This window comes from Desulforamulus aquiferis, from assembly GCF_030577015.1.
Taxonomy (GTDB): Bacteria; Bacillota; Desulfotomaculia; order Desulfotomaculales; family Desulfotomaculaceae; genus Desulfotomaculum; species Desulfotomaculum aquiferis.
In genome coordinates, this window is sequence record NZ_JARPTC010000023.1 from 27813 (window position 1) to 51861 (window position 24049).

Here is a 24049-nt window from a genome sequence, read left to right on the forward strand (position 1 = left end):
GCTATCTCCACCTTATGTCTAATTTAGAAGCTAAAGCCTTTATTTAGGGCCCGCTCCAGCTCAAGTCTGTCAACACAACGTTCCAGGGCCATATTCCGGGTGATTTTCCCTGATAGGCAAAGGGTTGCCAGGGCTTGATCCATGGTCTGCATCCCGGCGCTGCGGGAGGTCTGCATTACGGTATAGAGCTGGTGTTCCTTTCCTTCCCGGATCAGGTTTCTAACTGCCGGGTTAGTCAGGAGAAGTTCAACCCCTATTACCCTTCCTTTGCCGTCGGAGCGGGGAATGAGCTGCTGGGCCACCACCGCCTGCAGTGAGTCTGCCAACTGCTGCCGAACCTGGTTTCTCATACTGTCGCTGTAAACATCCACAATCCGGTGAACAGCCAGGGCAGCGGTTTGGGTGTGCAGGGTGGAGAAGACCAGGTGTCCTGTTTCAGCAGCGGTTAAAGCAATGGAGATGCTCTCCATATCCCTCATCTCACCCACCAGTATGACATCCGGATCATGGCGCAGCACATGCCTCAGGGCGTTGGCGAAGGAGTGGGTGTCTATCCCCACTTCCCTTTGCTTGATCATGGATTTTTTATGGCTGTGTAAAAACTCTATGGGGTTTTCTATAGTCACAACATTAAGGGCACGCTCTTGGTTAATTAAATCAATGATGGATGCCAGGGTGGTTGATTTACCACTGCCTGTTGGTCCGGTAACAAGGACTAAACCCCTGGGCAAACGGGATAAATCCCTTACTGCCGGTGGCAGTCCCAAACTATCAAAGGAGGGTATGCTCATGGAAACCACCCTGAAATTTGCTGCCAGGGAGCCCCTTTGCCACATAATATTTCCCCGAAAACGGCTTAGTCCCGGAACTGAATAGGAAAAATCCAGCTCCAAATCCCTATCCAGCTGCTCCCTTTGGTGGGGCTGCAATATTGGAAAAATCAATTCTTCAATGTCCTTTGGCATAAGTTTCGGAAAATCCATGCGCACCAGTTCTCCATAAACCCTAACCACCGGGGGAACCCCTGCAGATATGTGAAGGTCCGAGCCGTCCATTTTCACAGCCTGGGCCAGTATATCACCAATTGTAGGTATATTAATTTCGCTCATAATACCACCCTCATTACTTCCTCAAGGGATGTAATACCCTGTTTGGCTTTGTCTAAACCGTCTTCACGCAGTGTGATCATACCTTCAGCCACTGCCACCTTTTTAATATCCCTGGCGGAAGACCTTTCCAGGGCTAAACGCTGTATATTCTCGCTTATAAAAAGCAGCTCGTAAACTCCAACTCTGCCACGGTAGCCGGTATTGCTGCATCTCATGCAGCCCCTTGGGTGATACAAGGTAACGGATTTCTCCCAGCTTTCCAGTGGAAAATCCGGTATGCTGCTCAATTCCTCCCGGGTCTTTAGGTATTTTTCCTTACAATGGGGGCAGAGCTGTCGTACTAAGCGCTGGGCCAGCACACATACAAGGGATGATGAAATCAAAAATGGCTCCACACCCATTTCAATCAATCGACTGACTGCCCCAGGTGCATCATTGGTATGGAGGGTGGAAAACACCATGTGTCCCGTCATGGCTGACTCAATGGCAATTTTAGCAGTCTCCCTGTCCCGAATTTCACCAACCATAATCACATCCGGGTCATTCCGCAGAATAGATCTTAGGCCCGAGGCAAAATTTAGTCCTGCCTGAGTGTTGATCTGGATTTGATTTATGCCAGCCATTCTATACTCCACCGGATCTTCAACGGTTATAACATTTTTTAGCACCCGATCCACTGAACCAAGGCTGGCATATAGGGTTGTGGTTTTACCACTTCCAGTTGGTCCAGTTACTAAGATCAGTCCGTAGGGCATCTTGATAACTTCTTTATATTTTTTTAGGATAGAGGGGTTTACACCCAACTCCTCCAAGGTAATCACCCGGCTGGAACTATCCAAAAGCCGCAGAGTAAGTCTTTCACCAAAACTTGTGGGCAGGGATGCCACCCTGATATCAATGTTTTTACCCTCAACCTTTAGGGACATTCTACCGTCCTGGGGTATCCGGCGTTCGGCTATATCCATATTTGCCATAACCTTTATCCGAGAAACCAGGGAGGCATGTATTTTTATAGGGGGCTCCATGACATCATGCAGCACTCCATCTATCCGAAAGCGCACCCGGGAAGCTTTTTCGTAGGGCTCTATATGTACGTCGCTGCATTTGGCAGCTACTGCCTGGGAGATAATCATATTTGCCAGCTGAACAGCGGGTTTTTGGTCGGAATCCTCCGATGCTCCCAGGATATCTTCCTCCGGGATGATTTCTTCCTCTGTTTTATCAAATTCAATGCTCGCCCGAATTTGCTTTTCTATAGCCACCTCCAGCTCGCTATCGGGGGCAAATACCGGCTTTATATCAAACCCGCTTAACAAACGGAGATCATCAATAACCATAATATCGGTGGGTCTTTGCATAGCCACCAATAGTTTTCCTTCACTAAAGGCAATGGGCAGTGCCCTGTAGCGCTTAATGGCATCATTTGAAATGGTAGTTAAGGCTGCCGGATCTATTGGATAATTTTCCAGGGAAACAAAGGGAACGCCAGCCCTTTTGGCAATAACCTTGGCAATATCATCCTCGCTGCAGTAACCCAGTTCAATTAGAGAATGACCGATCATAGCTTTCTTACCCTGCTTGAGGGACTGACTACTCAGGGCATTATCTAACTGTTCCTGGGTAATGACTCCTTCCCTAACTAACCAGGTTCCCAGGTAATTATTGTTTTGCTTTAAATTCATCCTTTGCCTCCATGATAGGCTAATACTTTAAAACGTTAAAATAAAAAGCCCATAACTGTAAGGTTTAACTTAGGTCATGGGCCTGATTTCCTAAGGCAACCCGGCCGCCATCGGATTTCTCCTTTAGGCCCGTGGTTTTGCGTCCTCTCCTTTCGGAAAGTTTGCCTTTAAAAAACAAGTATTTATTTAATAAGTTACAATATTTTATCACCAAAATCCAGTATACCAGCTAATTATTTTTTCGCCAACCAAGGCAGCTATTAGTGAGCCTAAGGCTAAGAAGGGACCAAAGGGTATTGGGTCCTTTCTGCCCTTTTGACCTGTGGCCAAAAGTATAATTCCAATTATACCCCCAATTAGAAAAGCCAGGAATAGGGCAATCATTACCAACTTAAGCCCAAGGAACATTCCCATCACTGCGGCCAGCTTAATATCTCCGCCACCCATACCACCTTTGGATGCCACTGCTATAATAAACAACAATGTGCCAGCAACAAAGAACCCGATGGTTCCTGTTTTAAGCATTTCAAATGATTGTAAATATATCAGGGGGAGGCCCAGCACACCACTTACCAGCAATACTCTATTAGGTATAATTTGATGATATAGATCTATCACAGTAACAACAAGTAACATAGAGAAGAAAACCAGCATGGCTAGGGTTTCCCAGCCGACACCCCATTTCCAAAGGGCAGTCAGGTATAGAATGCCTGTAGCCAACTCAACCAAAGGGTACTGCCAGGATAATCTGGTATCACAATAACGGCATCTGCCACCCAGTACAAGGAAACTTGCCACCGGCACTAAATCCCAGGGTTTGATTCTAGTATGACAGGCCAAACAGTGTGATGGGTTGGTAATAACCGTTTCACCCCGGGGTATTCTGTAGATACAAACATTTAAAAAACTTCCCACCAACAGTCCTAAGACAAAGATAGCTATATACTCTAACATTAATTACTCACACTGTTCCTTATTTTTAATCATGTAATAGCAGATTCCAACATTAATATTTATTGAAACTGTATTCGACTAATTTATAAAAAATCCTATATAAATAATATAAATTTGCCAATATTTAATAAAAATTTAATGTATAAAAATTGGCCGGGTTTTTTGACAACCCCGACCAAATTTCTTAAATTCTTTTAATCTTTTTAAAACTGGTATCCAAATATGGCGACAGTGAGGCACCCTCGTCTCCGCCTGCTGTTCCTCCTACCACCAGCTCTTTGATGGCCATGGTGGGCTGGGCATCTGAAACAGGCGCCCCCTGACCGTCCTTACCACAGGTACCGATGGTAAAGCCCAAATCAGAGCCGACCCGCTCCACCATCCGCAATACCTCCGGTCCATTTCCGGTAAGGGTGGCACCCCGCACCATGGAACCGATTTCACCGTCTTTGATTAGATACCCTTCAGCCACATCAAAAACAAAATCTCCCGTGGTGGTATTGACCTGTCCGCCGCCCATCTTTTTAACCAGCAGTCCATTTTTATAACCTTTAATAATATTTTCAGGTTCTTCCTTGCCCGGCCCAATATAGGTATTGGCCATTCTGGGCAGGGGTTTATGCTGGTAGGATTCCCTTCGTCCATGACCATTGGATTCCCGGTTTTCCTTGGTTGCCGACAAACGATCATATAGATAATCCGTTAGTATACCATTTTCAATCATGGTTACCTTTTCAGAGGGTACTCCCTCATCATCAAAACGGTAGGAGCCATATCGATCCGGCATGGTGGCATCATCCACCACAGTCACCAGTTCACTGGCCACCTGCTGTCCCTTCATGCCCGAGTAGACCGAGAGCTGCCTCTGCTCTAAATCAGCCTCCAGCCCATGGCCACAGGCCTCATGGACCATGGTGCCACCAGCTTCCCCGGCCATAACCACCGGCATCTTTCCCGAAGGGGCCGGCAGGGCGTCCAGCATGCTCACAGCTCGTCTGGCAGCATTCCGGGCCAGGGCCTCCGGGTCGTACTGTTCAAACAGCTCAAAGCCATTGTGACTGCCCACTGCATCATAGCCGGTCTGGATCTTACCATTTTCCGAGGCCACCACATTGACCATCAGCCTGGTACGCACCCTTTCGTCTTCAACAAAGGTACCCTGACTGTTGGCGATGGTTACCCTTTGAACTGTATCGCCATAACCTACAATGACCTGTTTTATCTTTTCTCCGTTCACAGCCCTGGCAGCATTATCTACTTTCCTGACAAGCTCCACCTTATCATGGGTAGGTACATCCTCGGGCCTGGTTTTAATCTTAAAATCCACTAGGGGCTTAATAGTTGTTAGATCAAGGTTAACATCTCTTTTGCCCCCCTGGGCCGCATGGCTAACTATTTTAGCTGCCTCCAGCAGTCCTTCCTTGCTGGTATCATTGGTATAGGCATAGGCAGTGGCCTCACCGGACAGTACCCTTAGACCTGCCCCGGCATCAAGGCCGGAATTAACCCTCTCAATGCGGCCAGCTTCCATGCCTATGCCCGTGCTTTGTTTTTCTTCTAAAAAAATATCCGCAAAGTCTCCCCCGTTGGACAGGGCAACACCAAGCACCTCTTTTAATAGCTGTTTATCAACCAATAATAACGCCTCCCAAAGCAAATACTGGTAATATATTAGCCCTTTATCATTCTATTGTCTACTTTCTTAAAGATGTTTATTCATTTGTATTTACCTGGAAGGTGTCAAAAAGGGGTTTTGCCTGCCAAAGGACCAATTTTTTACCTCCTCTTGTAAAAGTCCTACATCCCCTGGTTCCAGGAAAAAAATCAGCATCGTGAACTTCGCGACAACCTGATCCGGTGGCAAATAACCAGGTACCTCGCCAGGCAAAGGATCGGCTCCTGTCAGGTCCTCTTCTTTAGACTCGGTTAGAGCTTTGGTGATCAGTAGTTCTCTTATTTCGGTGAGATTAGACTGGTTTTCTAAATACCCGACGATTCCACAGAGCCTGTTGTAATCACCTGACAGCTCAATCTCCAAAGACAGGGCAAAACATCCTTCTTCCTGGGTTATACCGATAGTTCGAAGACCAATTAGCCTGACCCCCGCCTCCCTTAGGCTGCGATCCAGATTTACCAGGAACTGACCGTCCCGATAGTTGGCAGCGAAGTTTTTATACAGGGACTCTAAATTGGCCTCTAAGGCAATAAGCCCCTCCCTGTTTTTCTCAACCATACCTATGTCCTTACTGATACTGGCTAATTCTGACCTTGCCAGGGCAATGGCCACCTTGCCCTGGTAAATCTCCCTTACAAGTATACATAATATTGCCAGGTAGATTAGGCATAATCCTAGAACAACCAATCTAAAGGACTGACTTTGTACTTTTATCTTCCTGTTAAACAATTCCTTAATTACCTCCCCCTACTCCTATAGAGGCAGTAATTGTATAGCTGTAATCGCCTGAGGACACTTCCTTTATTTCATCTAATTTTATAGAAGACAGCTCCCTTAGCTGATTTAGTGCAAATATCAGCTTGCCGATATTTTCCACCCCCTCACTGCTACCTCTGATTAGCAGCGAGTTTGGCGGTGGTACCGGCCTCTCTTCCTCGTCAAGGGCTTCCTCGGCTATATGATATAAATGTATCTTATTTATCCATATCCCCTCGGGAATCTGACTGCTTAATTCGGCCAGAAAAACCGACCAGTTTTTCCGACCCTTGATCAATTTATTTAAATGAAGTACTTTTTCCTGAGCTTCACCCTGTCGCAGTTTAATTTCCTGGAATTCCCTAGTAATTGGTCTATATTGGTCAAGCTGTGCTTCTACTGCTAATAAATCAGCCTGCACCTCTTTTGCTGTTACCATACTGAAATAAAGAAGGAACCCCAAGAACAAAACAATTAAGCCAAAACCATAGGGCCTAAGCTGTTTCATCCCACCAGTATCCCTGGGTGTTAAATCTTCAGGCAGGAGATTAACCCGGTAATTCATCGACAAACCTCTCCCAGGGCCAAGCCAGCGGCCATTGAATATTGTGGTGCCAGGGTCTGCGGGACACCCCTTTCGTCCTTCAACATCGGATAGCCAATTTGGACAGGCAGTCCCAAGCCTTCCTCCAGACCTTCGGGTAATCCAGCCAGCTCACTGCCACCACCTGTTATGAGCAATCTCTCCGGCCTGCCGGCCATCTCCTGTAAACGAAAGGCTTCCAATTCTTCATTAAGCCCTGTTATTAGCTGATGTACGACCTGTATACCTGAACTGGCTCCATGGGCAAAGTTCCTGACCCAGGACAGTCTTCCTTCATTAATAATAATAAAATCGCTGGAGTCATATCCCACATCTATAACCCCTTGTATTTTGGTTGCCTCAGGTTTACAGGTTTCTCTATGGAAGACCCTCCAAAGATTCAATATAGATAGTTCAAGGTTTAATAGGATAAGATTAGCCCGTTCAAATATTTCATAAAAACCATAGAGCAGGGAGTGGGGGACAACGGCAAGGAGTATCTTAACCTCCTGGCGATCCTTTCTTCCCTTTATCCTCTCCAATACTATGGGCCGAACTTCAGCCTCAGAAACCGGTACGGATAGTAATTTCTGCGCTTCCCAATTAGCAGCTTTAGCAAGCTCCTTGGTGGGCATATCTGGCATGATTAACTGGTGAATAATTACCTGGGGAGCCCCAAGTTGGGAAACAACCCTGTTTCCCTGTATTCCCAACTGCCCAATGGCCTTCTTGAGTAATTCTGCATTTTTTTTATGGCTGCTGTCCCCAAATTCCAGGATTGGGCAGGCAATCCTATGGGAGACCCTCCAGCTTAGACCATTTCTTTGCATACGAACTATTTTGATGCTATGATTCCCTAAGTCAACGGCACAAATCTCGTTTCTTAACCAGTAACTCATACATTTCATCCGTTCTTTACTTTTCATCTGATTGATTGGTATTAAGGTAAGTCATTCTAACCCTGCTGGTAGTTACCGCCACTTTAATGTATATAAATTTATTCAATCCCCTGTGTACCATTGCAATGGTGCCGGGATTGGCGGAAGTTCCCTTCGGGGTAAATGACATGGTGGTGTCGTTAAAGGTAAAGGCTGCAAATTCTATTCCTTCGGGTAGGTAAACCCGCTTAATCCTCTTCATTTGATTGCCCTCGGCCAGCCTCAGCTCATAATAATGGCCGGTGGAGGCTGTACTAAACCTGATATCGTAGAAGGAGCTGTTATCCGTCAAGGAACGCTGCTGGAGATATCGGATATCTGCTACCAGCTCCCTTGCTATCCTTTCCAATTGATGCTTATGCAGATGACCTGGCCAAAGGGCTAGGGTGGTAGTCAGAAGAAAAATAAAGATGCACAGGACAAGGATGGTCTCAATAATTGTAAAGCCATGTTCCCTCATAATAAATACACCTTAGTTCAACTAAAATACCGGATATAGTTCACGCCATCTAACCAACATAGGGCGGTAGGGGGCGATGCCTTGGACAAAATTTATTGACTGCTCTTCAAATGAGTAAGTGGAACTATCACTCACCTGTACTGAACCTGGTTGCTTGATTACTGTGCCGCAGATTGTTCGGCCAAATAGGGAGGAGTGATTACCCAAAAGGCAGGTAGGTGTAAAAATAACAGCCCAGAGGGTACAGCCACCGGCCAGTTCAACCTGCCGGGAACTGATTATTGTCAGGGAGTCCTCGGCTTCCCCTGGCTGCAAACAGCCTTCCACGGTTATTTTTCCGTCCACCGCCAGGATAAACCTACCCCTAAATTCTCCCTGCCCAAATAGCGTTAAATCTCCCCGGTGATAAAAAATAGCCTCCTGGGGGTCTTCATTGCCTCCCAGCAGTAGGGAGTTGCCTGGGTCGACGCCCTCAGTAAATTGGCCTGGTAAAAAGGCCCTTTTCACGGTGGCCTGTAGGCTCCTTCTAGCTAAGACCTTGCCCTCTTCATCCTCAATAGTACCCTCTGAATTAAAGTGCCACACTTCATTGCTGCCATCCCCAATTTCCCCCACCGCTCTGGACACCTTAACGCTCTGTCCCTGACCCAGGTTTGTAACAAAATCGGACCAAACAAACGAACTTTCCGCCAAATATTGTAAAGTGAGTTCTACACCTGCATCTGCAAGGTAAAGGGCCTTGGTAAGGTTAATCTCGTCACTGGTTCCCTGCCTTTCACGACTGGCAACTGTCATAAAACCTACGGCTAAAACCATCAATAGGGCGGTGGTCATGATAACCATGGGCAGGGCAAAGCCATTATTGCAGCTCCCTATATAATTTGGGCGTAACCTTTGTCTGGAGCACCAGGCCATAGGGCTGCCAGTCGTATAGCTCATTACCCTTGTCACCCTCTTTGACATAGGTTTTTTCACCCGTAATGGTAATGACTACTGCATTTCCTTCCTGCTCAAATTTCAAAGAACAGATGTGGCTGGCCAGGGGTAGGGGAGATGATACCGGGCCAGTAAGCCTGGTGCTTCGTTCAACTTCCATGTCCACCGGATCATGGGAATAGGTAATATATCTAATGACCTCATTCCCAGCCCCGTCCCTTTCCGATCGGGTAATTTGAATGCTCCTTTGATCTACCCCAATGGTATATTCCAGGGCTTGGCGTATATCCCTGGACATACGGTTTGCAGCAAGTCTAAGGTTTTCATGAACATCCCCCCGGTAGTAGCCCTTTTTAGCCAGCAGGGTATGGTTTTGCACCAAGGAATAGTTTATGGCCAGTAGGATGCAGACCAGGGAGGTGACAACCATTATTTCTATCAGTGTAAAGCCTGCCTTGGTACTAGCAAAGGGGAGCTTCATTTACTGGTACCCCTGGCCTTCAAGGTAAAGAGCTCCACCTGGTTGCACTGTTTATCCTCTTCCCATCTAAAAACCTGGACCTTTATAGCCAATAGGTCAGATTGCTTATATTTCTCCACCTTATATTCATATACATACCCGGGGAATTGCTCAAAGCTTCCCGAAGCAGTTCTTTCCTGGTTGCTTCTACTTGACAAGATCTCTTCCATCTTTGCTTGGGCAAGGTATAAGGCTACGGATTGTTCCCTGGCTATATGGGCAGTAAAAAGGGCGGTGCTCATAACTCCAGAAAAGGACACAATAAGTACTGCCAGCAAACCTGTGGCGGTAACCGTTTCCAGCAATGTCAGTGCCTGACTTCCTAGAAGCTCCTTTAATGCTCCGAGATAATTAAATAAACTGTCCAGTTGTCATCACTTCCCCCATAGCGAACAACCCCCGCATTGGCACTGATCGTGCCATCCAATTCCCTTTCTAAGCGATCCCGCGCCGAGGTTGCTATACCAGTTATGGTAATGAACTTATATTTGCTATCCATATTTAAACCATTGGGGATATTTTGACCCCGGTTATAGCTGTATTGATTTCCTAAGGGGCATTTTTCAACCCATCGGTCTATATAGGGACCATTCCAACCACTGGTGGAATCCTTAGTGGCCAGCCCCGGGTCCTTTCCCTGTTCATTTGATTGGGGCCACTTCCCGGTATCCCCATAGTAGGCTAATACTCCCCCTTTGATGGCCTGAAAATCTGCCAGGGTAGCTGCCACTCTACTCTTTTCAATAGAGGCCACTGCATTGGGTGCAATTATCGAAGATAAAATACCGATAATTACGATAACCACCACTAATTCAACCAGGGTAAGGCCCTGGCAGTTTCTTAATAACATAGGCTGCTGGTTCCCCTTTAATTAGTTTACATAATACCTATTAGTTAACTAACTAAATCCGCCCACTACACTACTCATCATTGGCAACATTACCGCAAGGATAATAAATCCCACAATGCCGCCTAAGAAAACAATTAATATTGGCTCCATAATGCTTGATAGACGTCCCACCAAAATACCCACCTCCTTGTCGTAATGGAGGCCAACCTTTTCCATCATTTTGTCAAGGCATCCAGTTTGTTCACCTACGGCCATCATTCTTGCTGCCAGTGGAGGAAAGACTCCGCATTCTCCAAGGGGGGCCGATAATTCCGAACCACTTTGTACCCTTTCTAGAGCAACCCCTACCGCATCTGCCACCACGAGATTTCCCGTGGACTTTTGAACTACCTGTAGGGCCTGGGTTATGGTTACACCGCCCTTTAGGAGGGTGCCCAGGGTTCGACAGAAGCGAGCTGTGATAATTTTTGTATATACCAGGCCAAAGATAGGTGTCTTTAGGATTAATGAGTCTAATATTCTCCTGCCTCCGGGGTTGGATTTAATTTGTTTTAGAAGCAGTACAGGTACTGCTAATATAAGGGGACTCAAGTACCAAAACCTACTGAAAAACTCGCTGACAGCCATGACTATTTTAGTTGGTAGTGGCAAAGAAATTCCCATGACAAGAAGTACTTCAATAATCCTTGGCAAAATAAAGGTCAACATTACCGTTAAAGTTATGAGGGAAAATACAAGTACCGTAAGGGGATAAATCAAGGCGGATTTAAGCTTCTCATACAATTCATGCTCCCGCTCAAGGTGGTCAGCCAAGCGTTCCAGCACCTCATCAAGAACTCCCCCCAATTCCCCGGCCTCTACCATATAAATAAATATTTCCGGAAACAGGTTTGGAAATCTGGCAAAGGACGGGGCTAATGAATTGCCCTCTTCCAAACCCTTGATAATTATTTTCAAGGCCCCCTTTAGCTCCCGTGAGCCAGTCTGGGCACGGCAGATATCGAGACTATTAGTAATGGGAATGCCGGCATTAACCAGAGTAGATAACTGCCTGCAAAAGGATGCCAAATGTTCTAATTTATTCTTCCTGTAACCAGGCAAATATTTAATTATGTTAACTAACTTGTTGGGTTTACCACATCCCCCACAGACCTCCCGGATATCCGTTACAAAGATACCCTGCAATCTGGTACTGGCTGCTACTTCAATGGTTGAACCAGCCTCCATAAAGCCAGATACCTTTTTTCCGTCTTCTTTCCTTCCTTTATATTGAAAGGTCGTCATAACTCCTCCAAAAACAAAAATTCCAAGCCTAAGCTTGGAACTATCGGTACTCTCTATCAGCCTGTCCCTAATTCCCGGACAGCCGTCTAAATGTGAATTCTCAAAGGTCATTAAATTCCACTGGCTATACAGGTAAATTTTACAAAAAACCGTCTAATAAATCAACTAATTTGTCAAAATAAATTGATTTATTAGTTAATTTAATTAATTTTCCTCCTCGGAGAATGCCACTCTCATCACTTCACCAATGGATGTTACTCCCTCAATGGCTCGCTCAAGTCCATCCTTCTTGATGGTTTTCATTCCCTCGGCAATCCCTTGCAGCTTGATCTCCAGTTCGGATGCCCTGTTTTTGATCATTTGCCGGATTGTATTTGAAACCGGCAGAATTTCTTGGATACAGGTACGCCCCTGGTAGCCTATATGCCGGCACGCCGGGCAACCCCTGGGTCGGTACAGAATGACATCTTGCCCCTTGGGAATGCCGGAAAAATCCCGCTCCATACCCCTCGTTTCAAGTTGATAGGGTTCCTTGCAGCCCGGACAGAGAACCCTTACCAGTCTCTGACAAACTACCCCCACCACCGATGAGGCCACCACATAGGGTTCAACCCCCATATCAACTAGTCTGGCTATAGCCCCCGGGGCATCATTTGTATGTAGGGTGCTAAGTACCAGGTGTCCCGAATTACCAGCCTTAGCGGCAATATTAGCAGTCTCTAAATCCCTAATTTCCCCCACGATGATGATATTTGGGTCTTGTCTAAGAATGGATCGTAAACCGGCAGCAAAGGAGAGACCTGTTTTATTATTTACCTGGGTTTGATTTACCCCGGGCATAACATATTCAACGGGTTCTTCAATGGAAACAATATTTCTTTCACTATTATTCAATTGGTTGATCAATGCATAAAGGGTGGTAGTTTTACCTGAGCCGGTAGGGCCGGTAATTAAGATCATGCCGCAGGAATAACGAATTATCTCCGATAGCCTCATTAGATTTGCCTGGTTGTAACCAAGGCGCCCCATTTGCAAAAGCTCCGGACTTTTGCTAAGGATTCGGATAACCACCTTTTCACCAAATACTGTGGGCAGGGTAGATATTCTTAAATCAACTTCCCCCTTGTCTGATTTGGCATGAAAGCGTCCATCCTGGGGTAATCTTTTTTCTGCAATATCCAAGCTGGCCAGGATTTTTATGCGGGTTACAAGGGGAGGCAGAACGGAGGGGGAGAGGAATGTTTTTTCATGAAGCAGCCCGTCGATACGGAATCTTATCCTTAATTGACCCTTCATGGGCTCAATGTGAATATCACTGGCTCTATCCCTTATTGCCTGGTTAATAATAGTGTTTAACACTCTAACCACTGGTGCATCACCAATTCCAGCTTCCTCTGGAACACGCTCAACCCCTGAATGATAGGGGAGCGCTGCTTCATTAGCCACAGACGGGCCTAGGATCCTTTGTATTTCTTCATTTAGAGAAAAATCGTTAGCTTCCGCCATTTCCTTACCTCCAAAAATTAAAAGCCCCACCCCTAAAGGGGCGGAGGCTCCTTAATCATGCACATATAGCCTATTTGTTACTTAATTATCTTTATAATGGCCTCTTCAGCCAGTCCCTTATATACCCCGGCACATCCCAGACCCTGGGGCAAAGCAAAGGTTAATTTACTGTCGGTAACCTTTTTATCCGTGTACATGGAGTCGATCATCTGCCCAATATCTAGCTTTGAGGGCTGTTTTACCGGAAGTCCTGACTGATTTAGCAAATTCACGATCCGCTCTGTTTCTCCAGGAGCTATTAAGCCCATATCCTGTGCCAGCCTGGCCTCGGCCACCATACCTATGGCCACCGCTTCACCGTGTAAATAAGCTCCATAGCCGGACAGTGTTTCCACCGCATGGCCAACAGTATGTCCATAATTTAAAATAGCACGACGACCCTGTTCAGTTTCATCCTGTTCAACAACTTCTGCCTTAATTCTGCAACAGATTTCGATAATATATTCCAAGGCTTCATTGTCCAATTCAAGGGCCTTAAATATATTTTCCTCCAGCCAGGCAAAAAAGTCCTTATCCCAGATGACTCCGTATTTAATAACCTCTGCTAATCCGGCTTTGATTTCCCTCTCACCAAGGGTACCCAGGGTAACCACATCAATCAACACCAGCCTGGGCTGATAAAAGGAGCCAATAATATTTTTCCCCCTGGGGTGATTTACCGCCACCTTGCCTCCCACGCTGCTGTCAACCTGGGCCAGCAGGGTAGTGGGTACCTGAACAAAGGGAACTCCCCTCATATAGGTGGAAGCTACAAATCCGGCCAAATCACCTACAACCCCTCCACCCAGGGCAACTACTGGACAAGAACGGTCGAGTCCCCCTTTAAAGGCTGCATCATATAGCTTCTCAGCCTGCTCTAAGGTTTTGGAACTCTCCCCAGCAGCAACAATGGCCAGGGATACCTGAAAACCAGCTTGTACCAGTATATCAGTGACCTGTTTTCCATAAATGGGGCCCACATTGGTGTCAGTTACTAGCAAAACCCTTTTACCCAGGGATTGCTCTGCCATTATCTCACCTAAACGGTGCAATATATTGCCGGCTATATAGATGGGATAACTCCGGTTGCCCAGTGACACGGGAATTGTCCTCATTAAATATACTCCCTTTCCTTAAGGTACTTATATATTATGTCAACTATCTGCTCCGGAGTCAGTTGGTCCACATCAATAGTTAATTCCGCAATGCCATAGGCCTCTTTACGTTGTTCAAGGAGGGATGTTACAGTTTCCCGCAGGTTACCCTTGGCTAGCAGGGGACGGGTACGTTTATTTCTGACCCGTTTCATGATGGTATCTGCTGTAGCCCTTAGACTTACAAACACCCCATTGGTGGTAAGGAGCCTTACATTCTCCTCACTTAAGACCAGCCCTCCCCCAGTGGAAATCACCAAATTATCTTTACCAGCCAGTTTGGTAACTAGCAGGGCCTCTTCCCCACGAAATCTTTTAACCCCGTATTTAGAAAAAATCCTCTCAACAGTCAGCCCCGTTACATCCTCAATGGCGCAATCCGTATCAATGAACTTATAGCCCAGCCTTTTAGCCAATCTGCTGCCCACTGTGCTTTTCCCTGAACCCATAAAGCCAATTAAAATAACACTCTTCATTATTTACACCTGCCTGACCTGCATATTCCACAGATCAACCCGCTCCTTAAGTTCCTGCAAGCTATCTCCACCGAATTTTTCCAAAAAGACAATAGCAAGCTCCCAAGCCACCACCGCTTCACCCACAACACAGGCCGCCGGCACAGCACATACATCGGATCTCTCCACCGAGGCCTCAAACTGCTCCTTAGTTTCCAGGTCAACACTGCGCAAGGGTTTATATAGGGTGGGAATTGGCTTCATGGCCGCCCGGACAACCACCGGCTCACCATTGGTTATGCCTCCCTCGATTCCCCCAGCCCGGTTGGTAGCCCTATAAAAACCTATTTCAGGGGTATAATTAATTTCATCATGTACCATGGACCCTAGTACTTCCGCTGCCCCAAAGCCCAAGCCTATTTCTACCCCCTTAATGGCTTGAATACCCATCAGGGCACCGGCCAGCCTGCTGTCCAGTTTGCGATCCCACTGGGCATGGCTGCCCAAACCTACCGGCAGGCCATAGGCATGTATTTCAAAGACTCCTCCCAAGGAATCCCCCTGCTCCTTGGCTAGATCGATCCCTTGCATCATCTGTTTTTCTGCCTTTAAATCCGGGCAAAGCAATTGGGAGTTTTGAATATTCTCCTGCTCCATTGCCGAAAGGCTGCTGCCGACCTCAGCCTCCACCGAACCAATACGTCTAACAAAACCGTGAATTGTAACACCCAGTTCCTCCAGCAATCGCCTGGCCAGTGTTCCCACAGCCACCCGGGCAGCCGTTTCCCGGGCGCTTGATCTCTCCAGCACATTGCGCATGTCCCGATGAGCATATTTTATGGCCCCGGCCAGATCCGCATGTCCCGGCCTGGGCCTGGTTACCACCCTTTGTTCAAGCTTGGCCCCTGGTTCCGCCGACATTATTTCCGACCAATTGGCCCAATCCCGATTGGTAATCTGTAGGGTTATGGGACTGCCGGTGGTTGTGCCTCCCCTAACACCTGATAAAAACTGCACCTGATCCTGTTCTATTTTCATACGACCACCCCGGCCATAACCTCCCTGGCGTCTGGTCAGCTGTCTATCCAGATATTCCCTGGTCAGGGGCAAGCCGGCCACCATGCCCTCCACAATTGCCGTGAGACCTGGGCCATGGGACTCCCCCGCAGTTAAAAAACGAAGCACTAAATAATCACTCCTCTATTTACAAACCTGCTCCCGCAGGCTAATTTTCATAACTTCAACCGGGGCCTTCTCTTTTGTCCAAAGTTCAAAGGCCAGCACACCCTGATATAAAAGCATGCCGATACCATTCAAAACAGCTGCTCCTCTCTGGGCTGCCAGCTTTAGAAAGCAGGTTTGGTCCGGGTTATAAATTAAGTCACACACTAATTGACCTGGTTGTAATACCTCAAAGGGAAACTCAGGATATGAATCCTTACCGGGGCTCATACCTATAGGGGTTGTTTGTACCACCAAGTGGCTTTCCGCGACCCTTTCCTTGGGTAGTTCCTTGCCCCAGGGTAAAGCTTTGGCCTGAACCCCGGTTAATTTACTAATCTGACTGGCCAGGGCTGCTGCCTTATCCAGTGACCTGTTGGACAAAGCTAATGTCTTTACTCCCGAAAGGGCCAGCTTAACAGCCACAGCCCTGGCTGCTCCTCCCGCTCCCAGTATTAGGGCGTTTTTTCCTGCAGGCGAAAAGTCCCCTTCCCTGGCCAAGGATTCCACAAAACCACTGCCATCAGTATTATAGCCAATAAGCCTTCCCCCATGGTTGACAATGGTATTTACTGCCCCGATCATTTGGGCAATTGGATCTATTTCATCCAGCAAAGGCATTACTGCCTGCTTATGGGGGACGGTTACATTTACCCCTGCCAAGTTTAGTGCCACTATTCCACTTACCGCCCTAGCTAAACTTTCCGGTTTGACATCAAACGGAACATAAACCCAGTTTAGCCCCTTTTCAGCAAAGGCTGCGTTATGCATGGCCGGGGAAAAGGAGTGTTCCACCGGATGTCCAAACAAGCCACAGACCCTAGACTTTCCATTAATCTCCTGCCACATCTATCTTCCCCCCAAAATAAGTCAGGTTTCTTCGACTCATTTTTGTGTAGTTTAACAAGTGAGTCAGAGAACCGTCCCCTGACTCATTTGGGACCTCCCTGACTCACCCTTGGGTTTTCCTTTTGATGCGTTTTAAAACTAGTTTTTCCAGTTGCCTATTAATTTTGGTCCCAATAAACTCTTTGCCTGCTAGGGGTGAAACAAGTATTGTATATACTCCTAGCCTATTGCCGGCCAGCACATCGGTAAAAACCTGATCCCCTACGAAGGCAGTTTCATTAATTTTTGTTCCAAGCAGCCTAAGAGCCTGCCTTAATCCCCTACGCCTCGGTTTGGCAGCCCTATGTACACCAGGAACCTGTAATGAGGAGCAAAGTTTAGAAACCCTATGCTCATTGTTATTTGAAACAAAGCACACCTTAAATCCCTGCTCAGATAAGCTTCTAAACCAGCGCTCAATCTCCGGGGCCATCTTATGGCTGTCCCAAGGGATCACGGTATTGTCTATATCGAAAAGAATAGACTTAATGCCCCTTTGTTTTAGGTCTTCCAGATCTATTTGAAACAGACTAGTAACGTACATCTTAGGATATAGTTTTGATAGCATTTTACACCACTTTTATATGGTACCGTAGCACCGTTTATTTATGAATTGCATGTGCCTATTTTACCTGTTTATTACAACAATAGTCAACTTTAGCATCAGATTATTTATGCTCGTCAAAGGCATTCCTCTCACTACCTATATTAAAAAAGGGGAAACTCGAATTTCTGCGAGTTTCCCTGCTTCACTATTATATTATTCTTTTAATAAACTATTTTTTAATTGCTGGCCTATACTCTGAAACCCCAAGATACTGTTTTAAAGCATTTTGGAGTATATATGAAAAATTGACTTTCTCTTGTTCTGCCAAATCGTTTAGCCATTTTGGTAGGGTTAGCGTCTTGTTCACTGCCTTATTGGCCATTTTATCTCGCATAGATGGCATCCACACTTCTACTAGGCTTACAAACCCCCCTGCTATTACCTGAATCATATCTGGCAGTGTAGGTTCTGGAATAATATCTCCTTCATCTTCCATACACCAGAGATGTAACAAAAGTGCATCTTTTGCCATATAAAATGCTTCTTCCATTGTATCACCTTCAGTAATACATCCAGGAAGATCGGGGAAGGTAACACAATATCCCCCTTCTTCACAAGCTTGGAAAATGGCCGGAAAAATATATTTATCTTTCATCTATATATTAAAACCCCCTTTTTGGGGCGGGGCTTATTTTAGTTCTAGACCCGCCTGCTTTAGTATTGACCGGAGTGTTGTTTGTTTAAAATCTTTTCTTGGATGTGGAACTGTTACTTTCCCTAGTTTCGTTGGGTGAATCAGATGTATGTGAGAACCTTCCTGACCCTTTATAATCCAGCCTTCTTTTTTAAGTATTTTTAGCAGTTCCGTGGATGAATAACACTTCTTTTTCAATAACACCACCTTCCTTATATTATTGATTATAACACTTGTAATTACACTTGGAAACAAAAAAGCACATGTTTATACATTTGCTTTCTGTGCTAATAGTCAACTTTAGCATCAGATTATTTATGCTAGTTGTCAAACCTTCTGCACACTTGCCCCACCATTCTTTACATCCCCAGGGACAGACACCAAACCAGGCTACATACATAACATATATTGTTGACTTAATTTTCTAAGGGGGGATTACTTGATGCTACCCGGCCTGTGGACGGTCACTGTCCTGTCGGTTGTTAATGGGGTAATGGCGCTGGTTTCTTATATTGCCAACAACACCTTTCCCCAACCCTTGAGTGAATCTGAAGAGGCCAGATACCTGGAGCAATTGTCCAAGGGTAATGAACATGCTCGAAACGTGCTTACAGAAAGAAACCTCCGTCTAGTTGCCCATATAGTTAAAAAATTTGACTCAACCGGAGAAGATGTAGATGACTTAATTTCTATTGGTACCATTGGGTTAATTAAAGCCATTAACACCTTTAAGCCAGACAAAGGCACTCGTCTCGCTACCTATGCGGCCCGTTGCATAGAGAATGAAATTCTCATGCACTTAAGGTTCATCAAGAAGGTAAAAGCTGAAGTATCCCTTTATGATCCGATCGGTGTGGATAAGGAAGGAAATGAAATAAGCTTAATAGATATTTTAGGAACAGACCCGGAGGTTGTGGCCGATACAGTGGAGTCGGCCTTTGAAAAGAAGCGCTTACTGGAAAAGGTACACAAATTAAACCGCCGGGAGAAAAGGGTGCTTGAAATGAGATTTGGCCTAGGTGCAACCGCCCGCAAAACCCAGCGGGAAATTGCCCGAACCCTAGGCATCTCCCGCTCTTACGTTTCCCGTATTGAGAAAAGGGCACTAACAAAATTAATAAAGGAGTTTAACATGGAAGGCTGCCAATAGGCAGCCTTCCTTTGATAATTTATTGAGTTTTACTTCATTTTGAGCACTACGACGTAACCATTTTAGCAAGCTAGAATAGTATAAATTAGTCTAAGTTAGTATATTTTGGCTGAATTTTATTAGCTTGGTACTTTCATATAAAGGAGGGAAGAACAAACGTGTATAATCAAATTTTTGAATTTCTGGACTACCTCTATTCCAGAACTAGAAATAGACCACAACCTACAAGCTCACCCTGCATCGCAGATGAGCCTGCAGTTCCAGCTATAACTTCAGCTGAGCCTATATCTTCATCCGCTTCTGCAGATACCACTACATCAGAGTCTCCTACCACAGTTGAATCTTTACCTACACCCGAAATTACATCAACCGAAGCAAACAACACATCAACCCGCGCATTGGTGGATTTTAAGATACCTGCTTCCGTTGAAGATGTCGTAGTAAAAAGGATAAAAACCTTAGTATTACTGCACAAGGATAAAATTATTAAATTTGGTGAAGGGGTTATACCAGCTCCAGTTGGAGTTGAAATTGATCCCAAAACTGGAGAATTAACTGTGCCGGTAGAAATTGTCCCAGTTGGGGAGGTGGTATTAAATCCTAAAATTGTAGACAGTCTGCTGATTAATGAGGGATTTATAAAAATTAAGTTAATTGCCTACAATCAAGGTCCCGAACCTTGCTCTGATGCAAAAACTTGTGTTGTAAAAGAGGCTACCATCCCAATTCAGTCCTATCATGATATTGAAGGAATATGTCCGGACGACCATGTTCAAGAAAAGGTTGAGATTAAGTCAATTAGTGTCATGGGTATTCCCGATGACTCAGTTTCTAATTCTAGCGGCAGAAAAGTGAACCTTATTATCAAAATTATTCTTGAGGTTAATTTAACTATCTGCCGTGAGGAAATAATTCCTGTTCTATCATGCGGATATTTATAATTTTTATGTTAATTTAAACATTTTGCAAACTGAATCCTACTTTTATTTCGGTAGATTAAGTTGCAAATACTAAAAGGGGGAGTATTAAATGGGTTTTGTCAATCAAGTAACTGCGTCAAATTTTGTTGACCAGAAAATCAAAGTATTAAAGGTAATTTGCCAAGAATGTGTGCAGGAAATTGGGGACCTTATTATTCCTGCACCTACAGGCCTAATCCTCGATCCAAAAACCGGCCTGCTAAACGCCCCTGTAACTCTAGAGCTTATTGGTTCCCCGCAAGTTCGAACCATTGAAGTTCTAATGGGTAAAGTAGTTAACATGGGCGTCGTCCCCGTTCGTTTACTAGTGGATGATTGTGTTATTTACCCTCTGTTAGAGGTTCCCTTTCAAGGGGTCGTTGAATGTACTGGTGCAGAGCCAGATGATGAAACCAATATACAAAAGCACGATTTACACGTTGAAGGGATAGTCTTTTCGCCAATCCAAAAGTACGATACCGCAACCTGTGCCCTAAATCTTCACTTGATTATCAAAGCCATTGTTAAAGCATGCGTTATTGTCAGCCGGGAAGAAATTCTCAAGGTTAATGCCGCCAGCCAGATGTGCAACTGTGATTAATTCACGTGCTCTAAAGCCCAAGCAAAAATTCAAATAGCTTTATTCTCTTCCCCCTTGGTCTTGAACAGAGACCAAGGGTTTTTATTTGGAAGGCTATCGTTAGACCTATTCTACCATAAATAAAATTTTCCATCAATGATAAAATTTTACATTTTTCTTTCACATTATACCATTTTGTGGAATATTCTTTATCAAATAATAAAAGGAGGATAGTTAAAAATAACACATAAATAAAATCATCCAAAAATAACAGGAAAATAATTGTAAGTAGATCACAATTTTCCAGCTGCAGAATATCATGTAGCAAATAATAAAAAGGAGGTTATATATATGGCGTTTGTTAATCAGGTAAGTACAACCAACTTCGTTCCTCAGAAGCTAAAGGTATTAAAGGTTCTCTGTCAAGATTGTTTCCAAGAAATGGGCACAACCGCATTTCCCGGCCTGGCAGTAGGTATTGATCTCCCAGTTGCCGACCTTGATCTACTTGTGTTTGATGTAGAGGCAGGTATTCCTACAGTACCTAACATCACAGTATTACCAAACAAGGTCCTAAACACTATCTCTGTTCCCTTAACAGTAACTGTTACATTATTAGGTGTAGAAGTTCTTACACTTGATATCCCTGGCTTCTTTATTACAGGTGAAATTGTATGTTCAGGCATCGTTCCTGATGGTACAGTAAACGTACAAAAGCATGATCTACAAGTGTTAGAGCCTATCGTGCCTGTTGTTGCTGACTTTACTGTGGTTGATGGTCTGATAACTGAATTAACCCTGCTAATTACCGTTATCGTTGAAGGCTGCGCAGTTATCAGCAGAGAAGAAATTCTTAAGGTTAATGCCGCCAGCCTGTTCTGTCCTTGCCCCTAAACCACTAAGCTAAGTTAAAACAAGATTTTATATGCTACCACAAGTCCTTGGTCTCTCAAAAGAGGCCAAGGACTTAATATTTATTTTTTTAGTTATTAATTTTTACCTGAGATAAATTACCAATTAGATAATAATCCTACTAAATCACCATAAAAAAACCACCAGAGTATTATGTTAGAAAATACCAAAGGAGAGTTGTTATGAACTGTGACAAAACCATCAAAGAAATAAAGACCTTTGTAGTAGTTTTTAGAGATACATTAACAAAAATCGGTGAAGCAACTATACCTGCTCCCATCGGGGTTGATATTGATCCCAAAACCGGTGAGGTTAATGTTCCCTTAGAAATTACACCAATGGGAGACGTTGTTTTAAACCCCATAATTGGCAAAAACAAATTAGTTAATGAAGGCTCCCTTAAGATTATGTTAACTTTCAAGGATTTATATCCAGGGCCGTGTCCTGATGTTAGAAAGAGTATCAGCCATGAAGTATTAGTTCCAATACAGTCTGTTCATAAAATCGAGGAAATCTGTCCAGAGGACCATATTCAGGAAAAGGTCGAAATTAAATCTATTAAAGTTAAAGGCATTCCTGATAAGTCTATTTCCAAATTTGCCGGTCGAAAAATGAATCTACTAATAAAAGTTACTCTGCAAGTTGAGGTTATCATTGCCCGAGAAGAAATTATCTGCGTTCAAGTCCAAAGTAAATAATTTTTTCTATCACTTATGAGCAAGGGATTCTTAGTTTTACTTAAGAATCCCTTTGAAGTCTTGCTGTTAATAAATTTTTCTATTGCAAAATTTTACCATTTATCTAAATTCACATTATACATTTTTCGGAGTATTATGTAGAAAATACCAAAAGGAGAATTGCCATGGAATGCAACAAAAAAATTAAAGAAATTAAAACTCTTGTGGTTATCTTCCAAAAAAATATCCTAAAAATTGGTGAAACCATTTTACCTGCTCCAATTGGGGTTGATATTGATCACAAAACTGGCGAATTAAAGGTTCCGATTAATATCAAACCAATGGGCAACGTAGTATTAAAACCCGAAATCGAAAAAAATTTACTTATTAATCAAGGATTTCTTAAGCTGCAATTAACATTTAATGATCCTTGTCCCACCTCATGTTCTGATGCAAGAAGGAAAATTGTCAGGGAAGTTGTTGTACCTGTTCAATCCGTTCATAAAATTGACAACTTATGTCCCGATGATCATGTTCAGGAAAAGGTTAAAGTTAAAGCTATAAGCGTCAGGGGTGTTCCTGATAGTGCTAATTGCCAAAAATGGAATATAATTATTAAAGTGATTCTAGAAGTTAAACTGGTAATTTCTCGGGAAGAGCTAGTTTCAGTACCAATAATTGGTGATCATGAAAAGAAATGCAAAAAGCACCACTGTGGCTATGATAATTATCTGGAGCCTGAAGCTATGACAGAATTTGAAAACTTTCTGGAATTTCTTGGAGAAACAAAGAACTAGTGCCTGAAGTGCCTCGCCTTGGTGTATACCTTGAGCTTTTTCTTTCTCATAATTTTTCGATTTTCACATAAACTAACTTAGTATTATACAGTTTGGTATGGCCATTCTTATTTTTAATAAATAACTAGGGGTATAAAAATGAATGCAGAACAATTATTAATACTTATTGTGGCAGGTATTGGACTTTGGGTTGTATCTATCAGGCTTTCCATAGGTTATGAGAAAAAGGGCTGGGAAAGGAAAAAGGCCTGGACCATTCCTTCCTTAGTCCTTGGGGCAGGAGTAGCTCTGGTAATTAGCTACCTGGTTGAGGCAACCCTACAAGAAACATTACTACTGTTGCTGGGTCTAACAATGTTCAGCTATTTTAACTCCTTGGTGATACATGCGGGCAGAGAAAAACTCCAGGCTATGTTAAATAACCGGGGAAATGTAGTAGAGCCACCTGACTCAAATCAAGAAGAAAAATAATTACATTTAATACTTAGCTACCACCTTTGGGAGGTAGCATTTTTATTTTTAGGCACCAAATATATGTCCGAAATTTCGAGAACAAGCTCAAATGCTGTCATTATATTATCTAAGTTTATTAATCGCTAAATTTAAATAACATTTATTCATATTTAATATAAAGGTATTTTTAATATAAATAGATAAATTATACCAAAACTTTAAAAGGGGGTCTGAATAAATCACATAATCTTGCTTATTATAATTTTGGGA

General features: G+C 44.1%; 29 protein-coding genes and 1 riboswitch. Of the genes, 7 read left to right on the top strand and 22 right to left on the bottom strand.

All coding sequences use genetic code 11. From position 1 onward, the window contains the following. Positions 1–23: 23 nt before the first annotated feature. From P6N53_RS15495 to P6N53_RS15595, 21 genes are all read right to left on the bottom strand, one after another. Positions 24–1109: a type IV pilus twitching motility protein PilT gene (locus tag P6N53_RS15495; RefSeq protein ID WP_304544781.1), complete on the bottom strand. Its 1086-nt coding sequence runs from the start codon at positions 1107–1109 to the stop codon at positions 24–26. Continuing rightward, positions 1106–2791, bottom strand: a complete 1686-nt coding sequence (locus P6N53_RS15500; RefSeq protein WP_304544782.1) for a GspE/PulE family protein — start codon at positions 2789–2791, stop codon at positions 1106–1108. Before P6N53_RS15500 ends, P6N53_RS15495 begins: the two co-directional genes overlap by 4 nt. Positions 2792–2882: 91 nt before the next feature. Continuing rightward, a riboswitch (cyclic di-GMP riboswitch) is annotated at positions 2883–2967 on the bottom strand. A 31-nt stretch (positions 2968–2998) separates the two neighbouring features. Further along, complete coding sequence (locus P6N53_RS15505; protein ID WP_304544783.1) at positions 2999–3745, bottom strand: prepilin peptidase; 747 nt, start codon at positions 3743–3745, stop codon at positions 2999–3001. 184 nt (positions 3746–3929) lie between these two features. Next, the gene (locus P6N53_RS15510; protein WP_304544784.1) at positions 3930–5381 is read right to left on the bottom strand and encodes a TldD/PmbA family protein; all 1452 of its coding nucleotides are present in this window, start codon (positions 5379–5381) and stop codon (positions 3930–3932) included. Positions 5382–5471: 90 nt separating this feature from the next. After that, on the bottom strand, positions 5472–6149 hold the full coding sequence (locus tag P6N53_RS15515; RefSeq protein ID WP_304544786.1) for a hypothetical protein: 678 nt from the start codon (positions 6147–6149) through the stop codon (positions 5472–5474). Positions 6150–6153: 4 nt separating this feature from the next. Next, positions 6154–6741 (bottom strand): PilN domain-containing protein, encoded by a 588-nt coding sequence (locus P6N53_RS15520; protein ID WP_304544788.1) that lies wholly within the window; start codon positions 6739–6741, stop codon positions 6154–6156. Beyond that, the gene (locus tag P6N53_RS15525; protein WP_304544790.1) at positions 6738–7658 is read right to left on the bottom strand and encodes a type IV pilus biogenesis protein PilM; all 921 of its coding nucleotides are present in this window, start codon (positions 7656–7658) and stop codon (positions 6738–6740) included. Before P6N53_RS15525 ends, P6N53_RS15520 begins: the two co-directional genes overlap by 4 nt. Positions 7659–7674: 16 nt before the next feature. Continuing rightward, positions 7675–8157, bottom strand: a complete 483-nt coding sequence (locus P6N53_RS15530) for a pilus assembly FimT family protein (RefSeq protein WP_304544791.1) — start codon at positions 8155–8157, stop codon at positions 7675–7677. A gap of 21 nt (positions 8158–8178) precedes the next feature. Next, positions 8179–9096, bottom strand: a complete 918-nt coding sequence (locus tag P6N53_RS15535) for a hypothetical protein (RefSeq protein ID WP_304544792.1) — start codon at positions 9094–9096, stop codon at positions 8179–8181. After that, positions 9017–9574, bottom strand: a complete 558-nt coding sequence (locus P6N53_RS15540) for a prepilin-type N-terminal cleavage/methylation domain-containing protein (RefSeq protein ID WP_304544794.1) — start codon at positions 9572–9574, stop codon at positions 9017–9019. The genes P6N53_RS15535 and P6N53_RS15540 overlap by 80 nt, the downstream gene beginning before the upstream one ends. Next, positions 9571–9918 (bottom strand): type IV pilus modification PilV family protein, encoded by a 348-nt coding sequence (locus P6N53_RS15545; RefSeq protein WP_304544796.1) that lies wholly within the window; start codon positions 9916–9918, stop codon positions 9571–9573. Before P6N53_RS15545 ends, P6N53_RS15540 begins: the two co-directional genes overlap by 4 nt. Before the next feature lie 29 nt (positions 9919–9947). Beyond that, positions 9948–10463, bottom strand: coding sequence for a type II secretion system protein GspG (locus tag P6N53_RS15550; RefSeq protein WP_304544798.1), 516 nt, complete (start codon positions 10461–10463; stop codon positions 9948–9950). Between the two features lie 48 nt (positions 10464–10511). Beyond that, complete coding sequence (locus tag P6N53_RS15555; RefSeq protein WP_304544801.1) at positions 10512–11858, bottom strand: type II secretion system F family protein; 1347 nt, start codon at positions 11856–11858, stop codon at positions 10512–10514. A 93-nt stretch (positions 11859–11951) separates the two neighbouring features. Beyond that, a complete protein-coding gene (locus tag P6N53_RS15560) occupies positions 11952–13253 on the bottom strand; it encodes a GspE/PulE family protein (protein ID WP_304544803.1) in 1302 nt (433 codons plus the stop codon). A 77-nt stretch (positions 13254–13330) separates the two neighbouring features. Continuing rightward, positions 13331–14407 carry a 3-dehydroquinate synthase gene (aroB, locus tag P6N53_RS15565; RefSeq protein WP_304544805.1) on the bottom strand — a complete coding sequence of 359 codons (1077 nt, stop codon included), beginning with the start codon at positions 14405–14407 and terminating at the stop codon, positions 13331–13333. After that, entirely contained in the window at positions 14407–14922 is a 516-nt protein-coding gene (locus tag P6N53_RS15570; RefSeq protein ID WP_304544807.1) for a shikimate kinase, read from the bottom strand. The genes aroB and P6N53_RS15570 overlap by 1 nt, the downstream gene beginning before the upstream one ends. 3 nt (positions 14923–14925) lie before the next feature. Continuing rightward, positions 14926–16086 carry a chorismate synthase gene (gene aroC, locus P6N53_RS15575; protein WP_304544809.1) on the bottom strand — a complete coding sequence of 387 codons (1161 nt, stop codon included), beginning with the start codon at positions 16084–16086 and terminating at the stop codon, positions 14926–14928. A gap of 15 nt (positions 16087–16101) precedes the next feature. Beyond that, the gene (aroE, locus tag P6N53_RS15580; RefSeq protein ID WP_304544811.1) at positions 16102–16971 is read right to left on the bottom strand and encodes a shikimate dehydrogenase; all 870 of its coding nucleotides are present in this window, start codon (positions 16969–16971) and stop codon (positions 16102–16104) included. Between the two features lie 103 nt (positions 16972–17074). Continuing rightward, the gene (locus P6N53_RS15585) at positions 17075–17578 is read right to left on the bottom strand and encodes a YqeG family HAD IIIA-type phosphatase (protein WP_304544812.1); all 504 of its coding nucleotides are present in this window, start codon (positions 17576–17578) and stop codon (positions 17075–17077) included. Between the two features lie 208 nt (positions 17579–17786). Then, positions 17787–18212 carry a type II toxin-antitoxin system HicB family antitoxin gene (locus P6N53_RS15590; RefSeq protein WP_304544814.1) on the bottom strand — a complete coding sequence of 142 codons (426 nt, stop codon included), beginning with the start codon at positions 18210–18212 and terminating at the stop codon, positions 17787–17789. 33 nt (positions 18213–18245) lie between these two features. Then, the gene (locus P6N53_RS15595) at positions 18246–18449 is read right to left on the bottom strand and encodes a type II toxin-antitoxin system HicA family toxin (RefSeq protein WP_304544816.1); all 204 of its coding nucleotides are present in this window, start codon (positions 18447–18449) and stop codon (positions 18246–18248) included. A 244-nt stretch (positions 18450–18693) separates the two neighbouring features. Between P6N53_RS15595 and sigK the strand changes: the two genes are divergently transcribed. The 3 genes from sigK (at position 18694) to P6N53_RS15610 (ending at position 20961) form a co-directional block, all read left to right on the top strand. Further along, complete coding sequence (gene sigK / locus P6N53_RS15600; RefSeq protein ID WP_304544818.1) at positions 18694–19401, top strand: RNA polymerase sporulation sigma factor SigK; 708 nt, start codon at positions 18694–18696, stop codon at positions 19399–19401. Positions 19402–19559: 158 nt separating this feature from the next. Next, on the top strand, positions 19560–20342 hold the full coding sequence (locus P6N53_RS15605; RefSeq protein ID WP_304544820.1) for a hypothetical protein: 783 nt from the start codon (positions 19560–19562) through the stop codon (positions 20340–20342). Between the two features lie 88 nt (positions 20343–20430). Continuing rightward, a complete protein-coding gene (locus P6N53_RS15610) occupies positions 20431–20961 on the top strand; it encodes a hypothetical protein (RefSeq protein WP_304544822.1) in 531 nt (176 codons plus the stop codon). Positions 20962–20971: 10 nt separating this feature from the next. Here P6N53_RS15610 and P6N53_RS15615 read toward each other — a convergent pair whose 3' ends face one another. Next, on the bottom strand, positions 20972–21187 hold the full coding sequence (locus tag P6N53_RS15615; RefSeq protein WP_304544823.1) for a hypothetical protein: 216 nt from the start codon (positions 21185–21187) through the stop codon (positions 20972–20974). Between the two features lie 104 nt (positions 21188–21291). On the opposite strand from P6N53_RS15615, the gene P6N53_RS15620 reads away from it, so the two are divergent. The 4 genes from P6N53_RS15620 (at position 21292) to P6N53_RS15635 (ending at position 23797) form a co-directional block, all read left to right on the top strand. Then, the gene (locus P6N53_RS15620) at positions 21292–21834 is read left to right on the top strand and encodes a hypothetical protein (RefSeq protein ID WP_304544825.1); all 543 of its coding nucleotides are present in this window, start codon (positions 21292–21294) and stop codon (positions 21832–21834) included. 200 nt (positions 21835–22034) lie between these two features. Beyond that, positions 22035–22550: a hypothetical protein gene (locus tag P6N53_RS15625; RefSeq protein ID WP_304544826.1), complete on the top strand. Its 516-nt coding sequence runs from the start codon at positions 22035–22037 to the stop codon at positions 22548–22550. A 164-nt stretch (positions 22551–22714) separates the two neighbouring features. Next, the gene (locus P6N53_RS15630) at positions 22715–23326 is read left to right on the top strand and encodes a hypothetical protein (RefSeq protein ID WP_304544828.1); all 612 of its coding nucleotides are present in this window, start codon (positions 22715–22717) and stop codon (positions 23324–23326) included. 138 nt (positions 23327–23464) lie between these two features. Next, positions 23465–23797, top strand: a complete 333-nt coding sequence (locus P6N53_RS15635) for a hypothetical protein (RefSeq protein ID WP_304544830.1) — start codon at positions 23465–23467, stop codon at positions 23795–23797. The last annotated feature ends 252 nt before the right edge of the window (positions 23798–24049 follow it).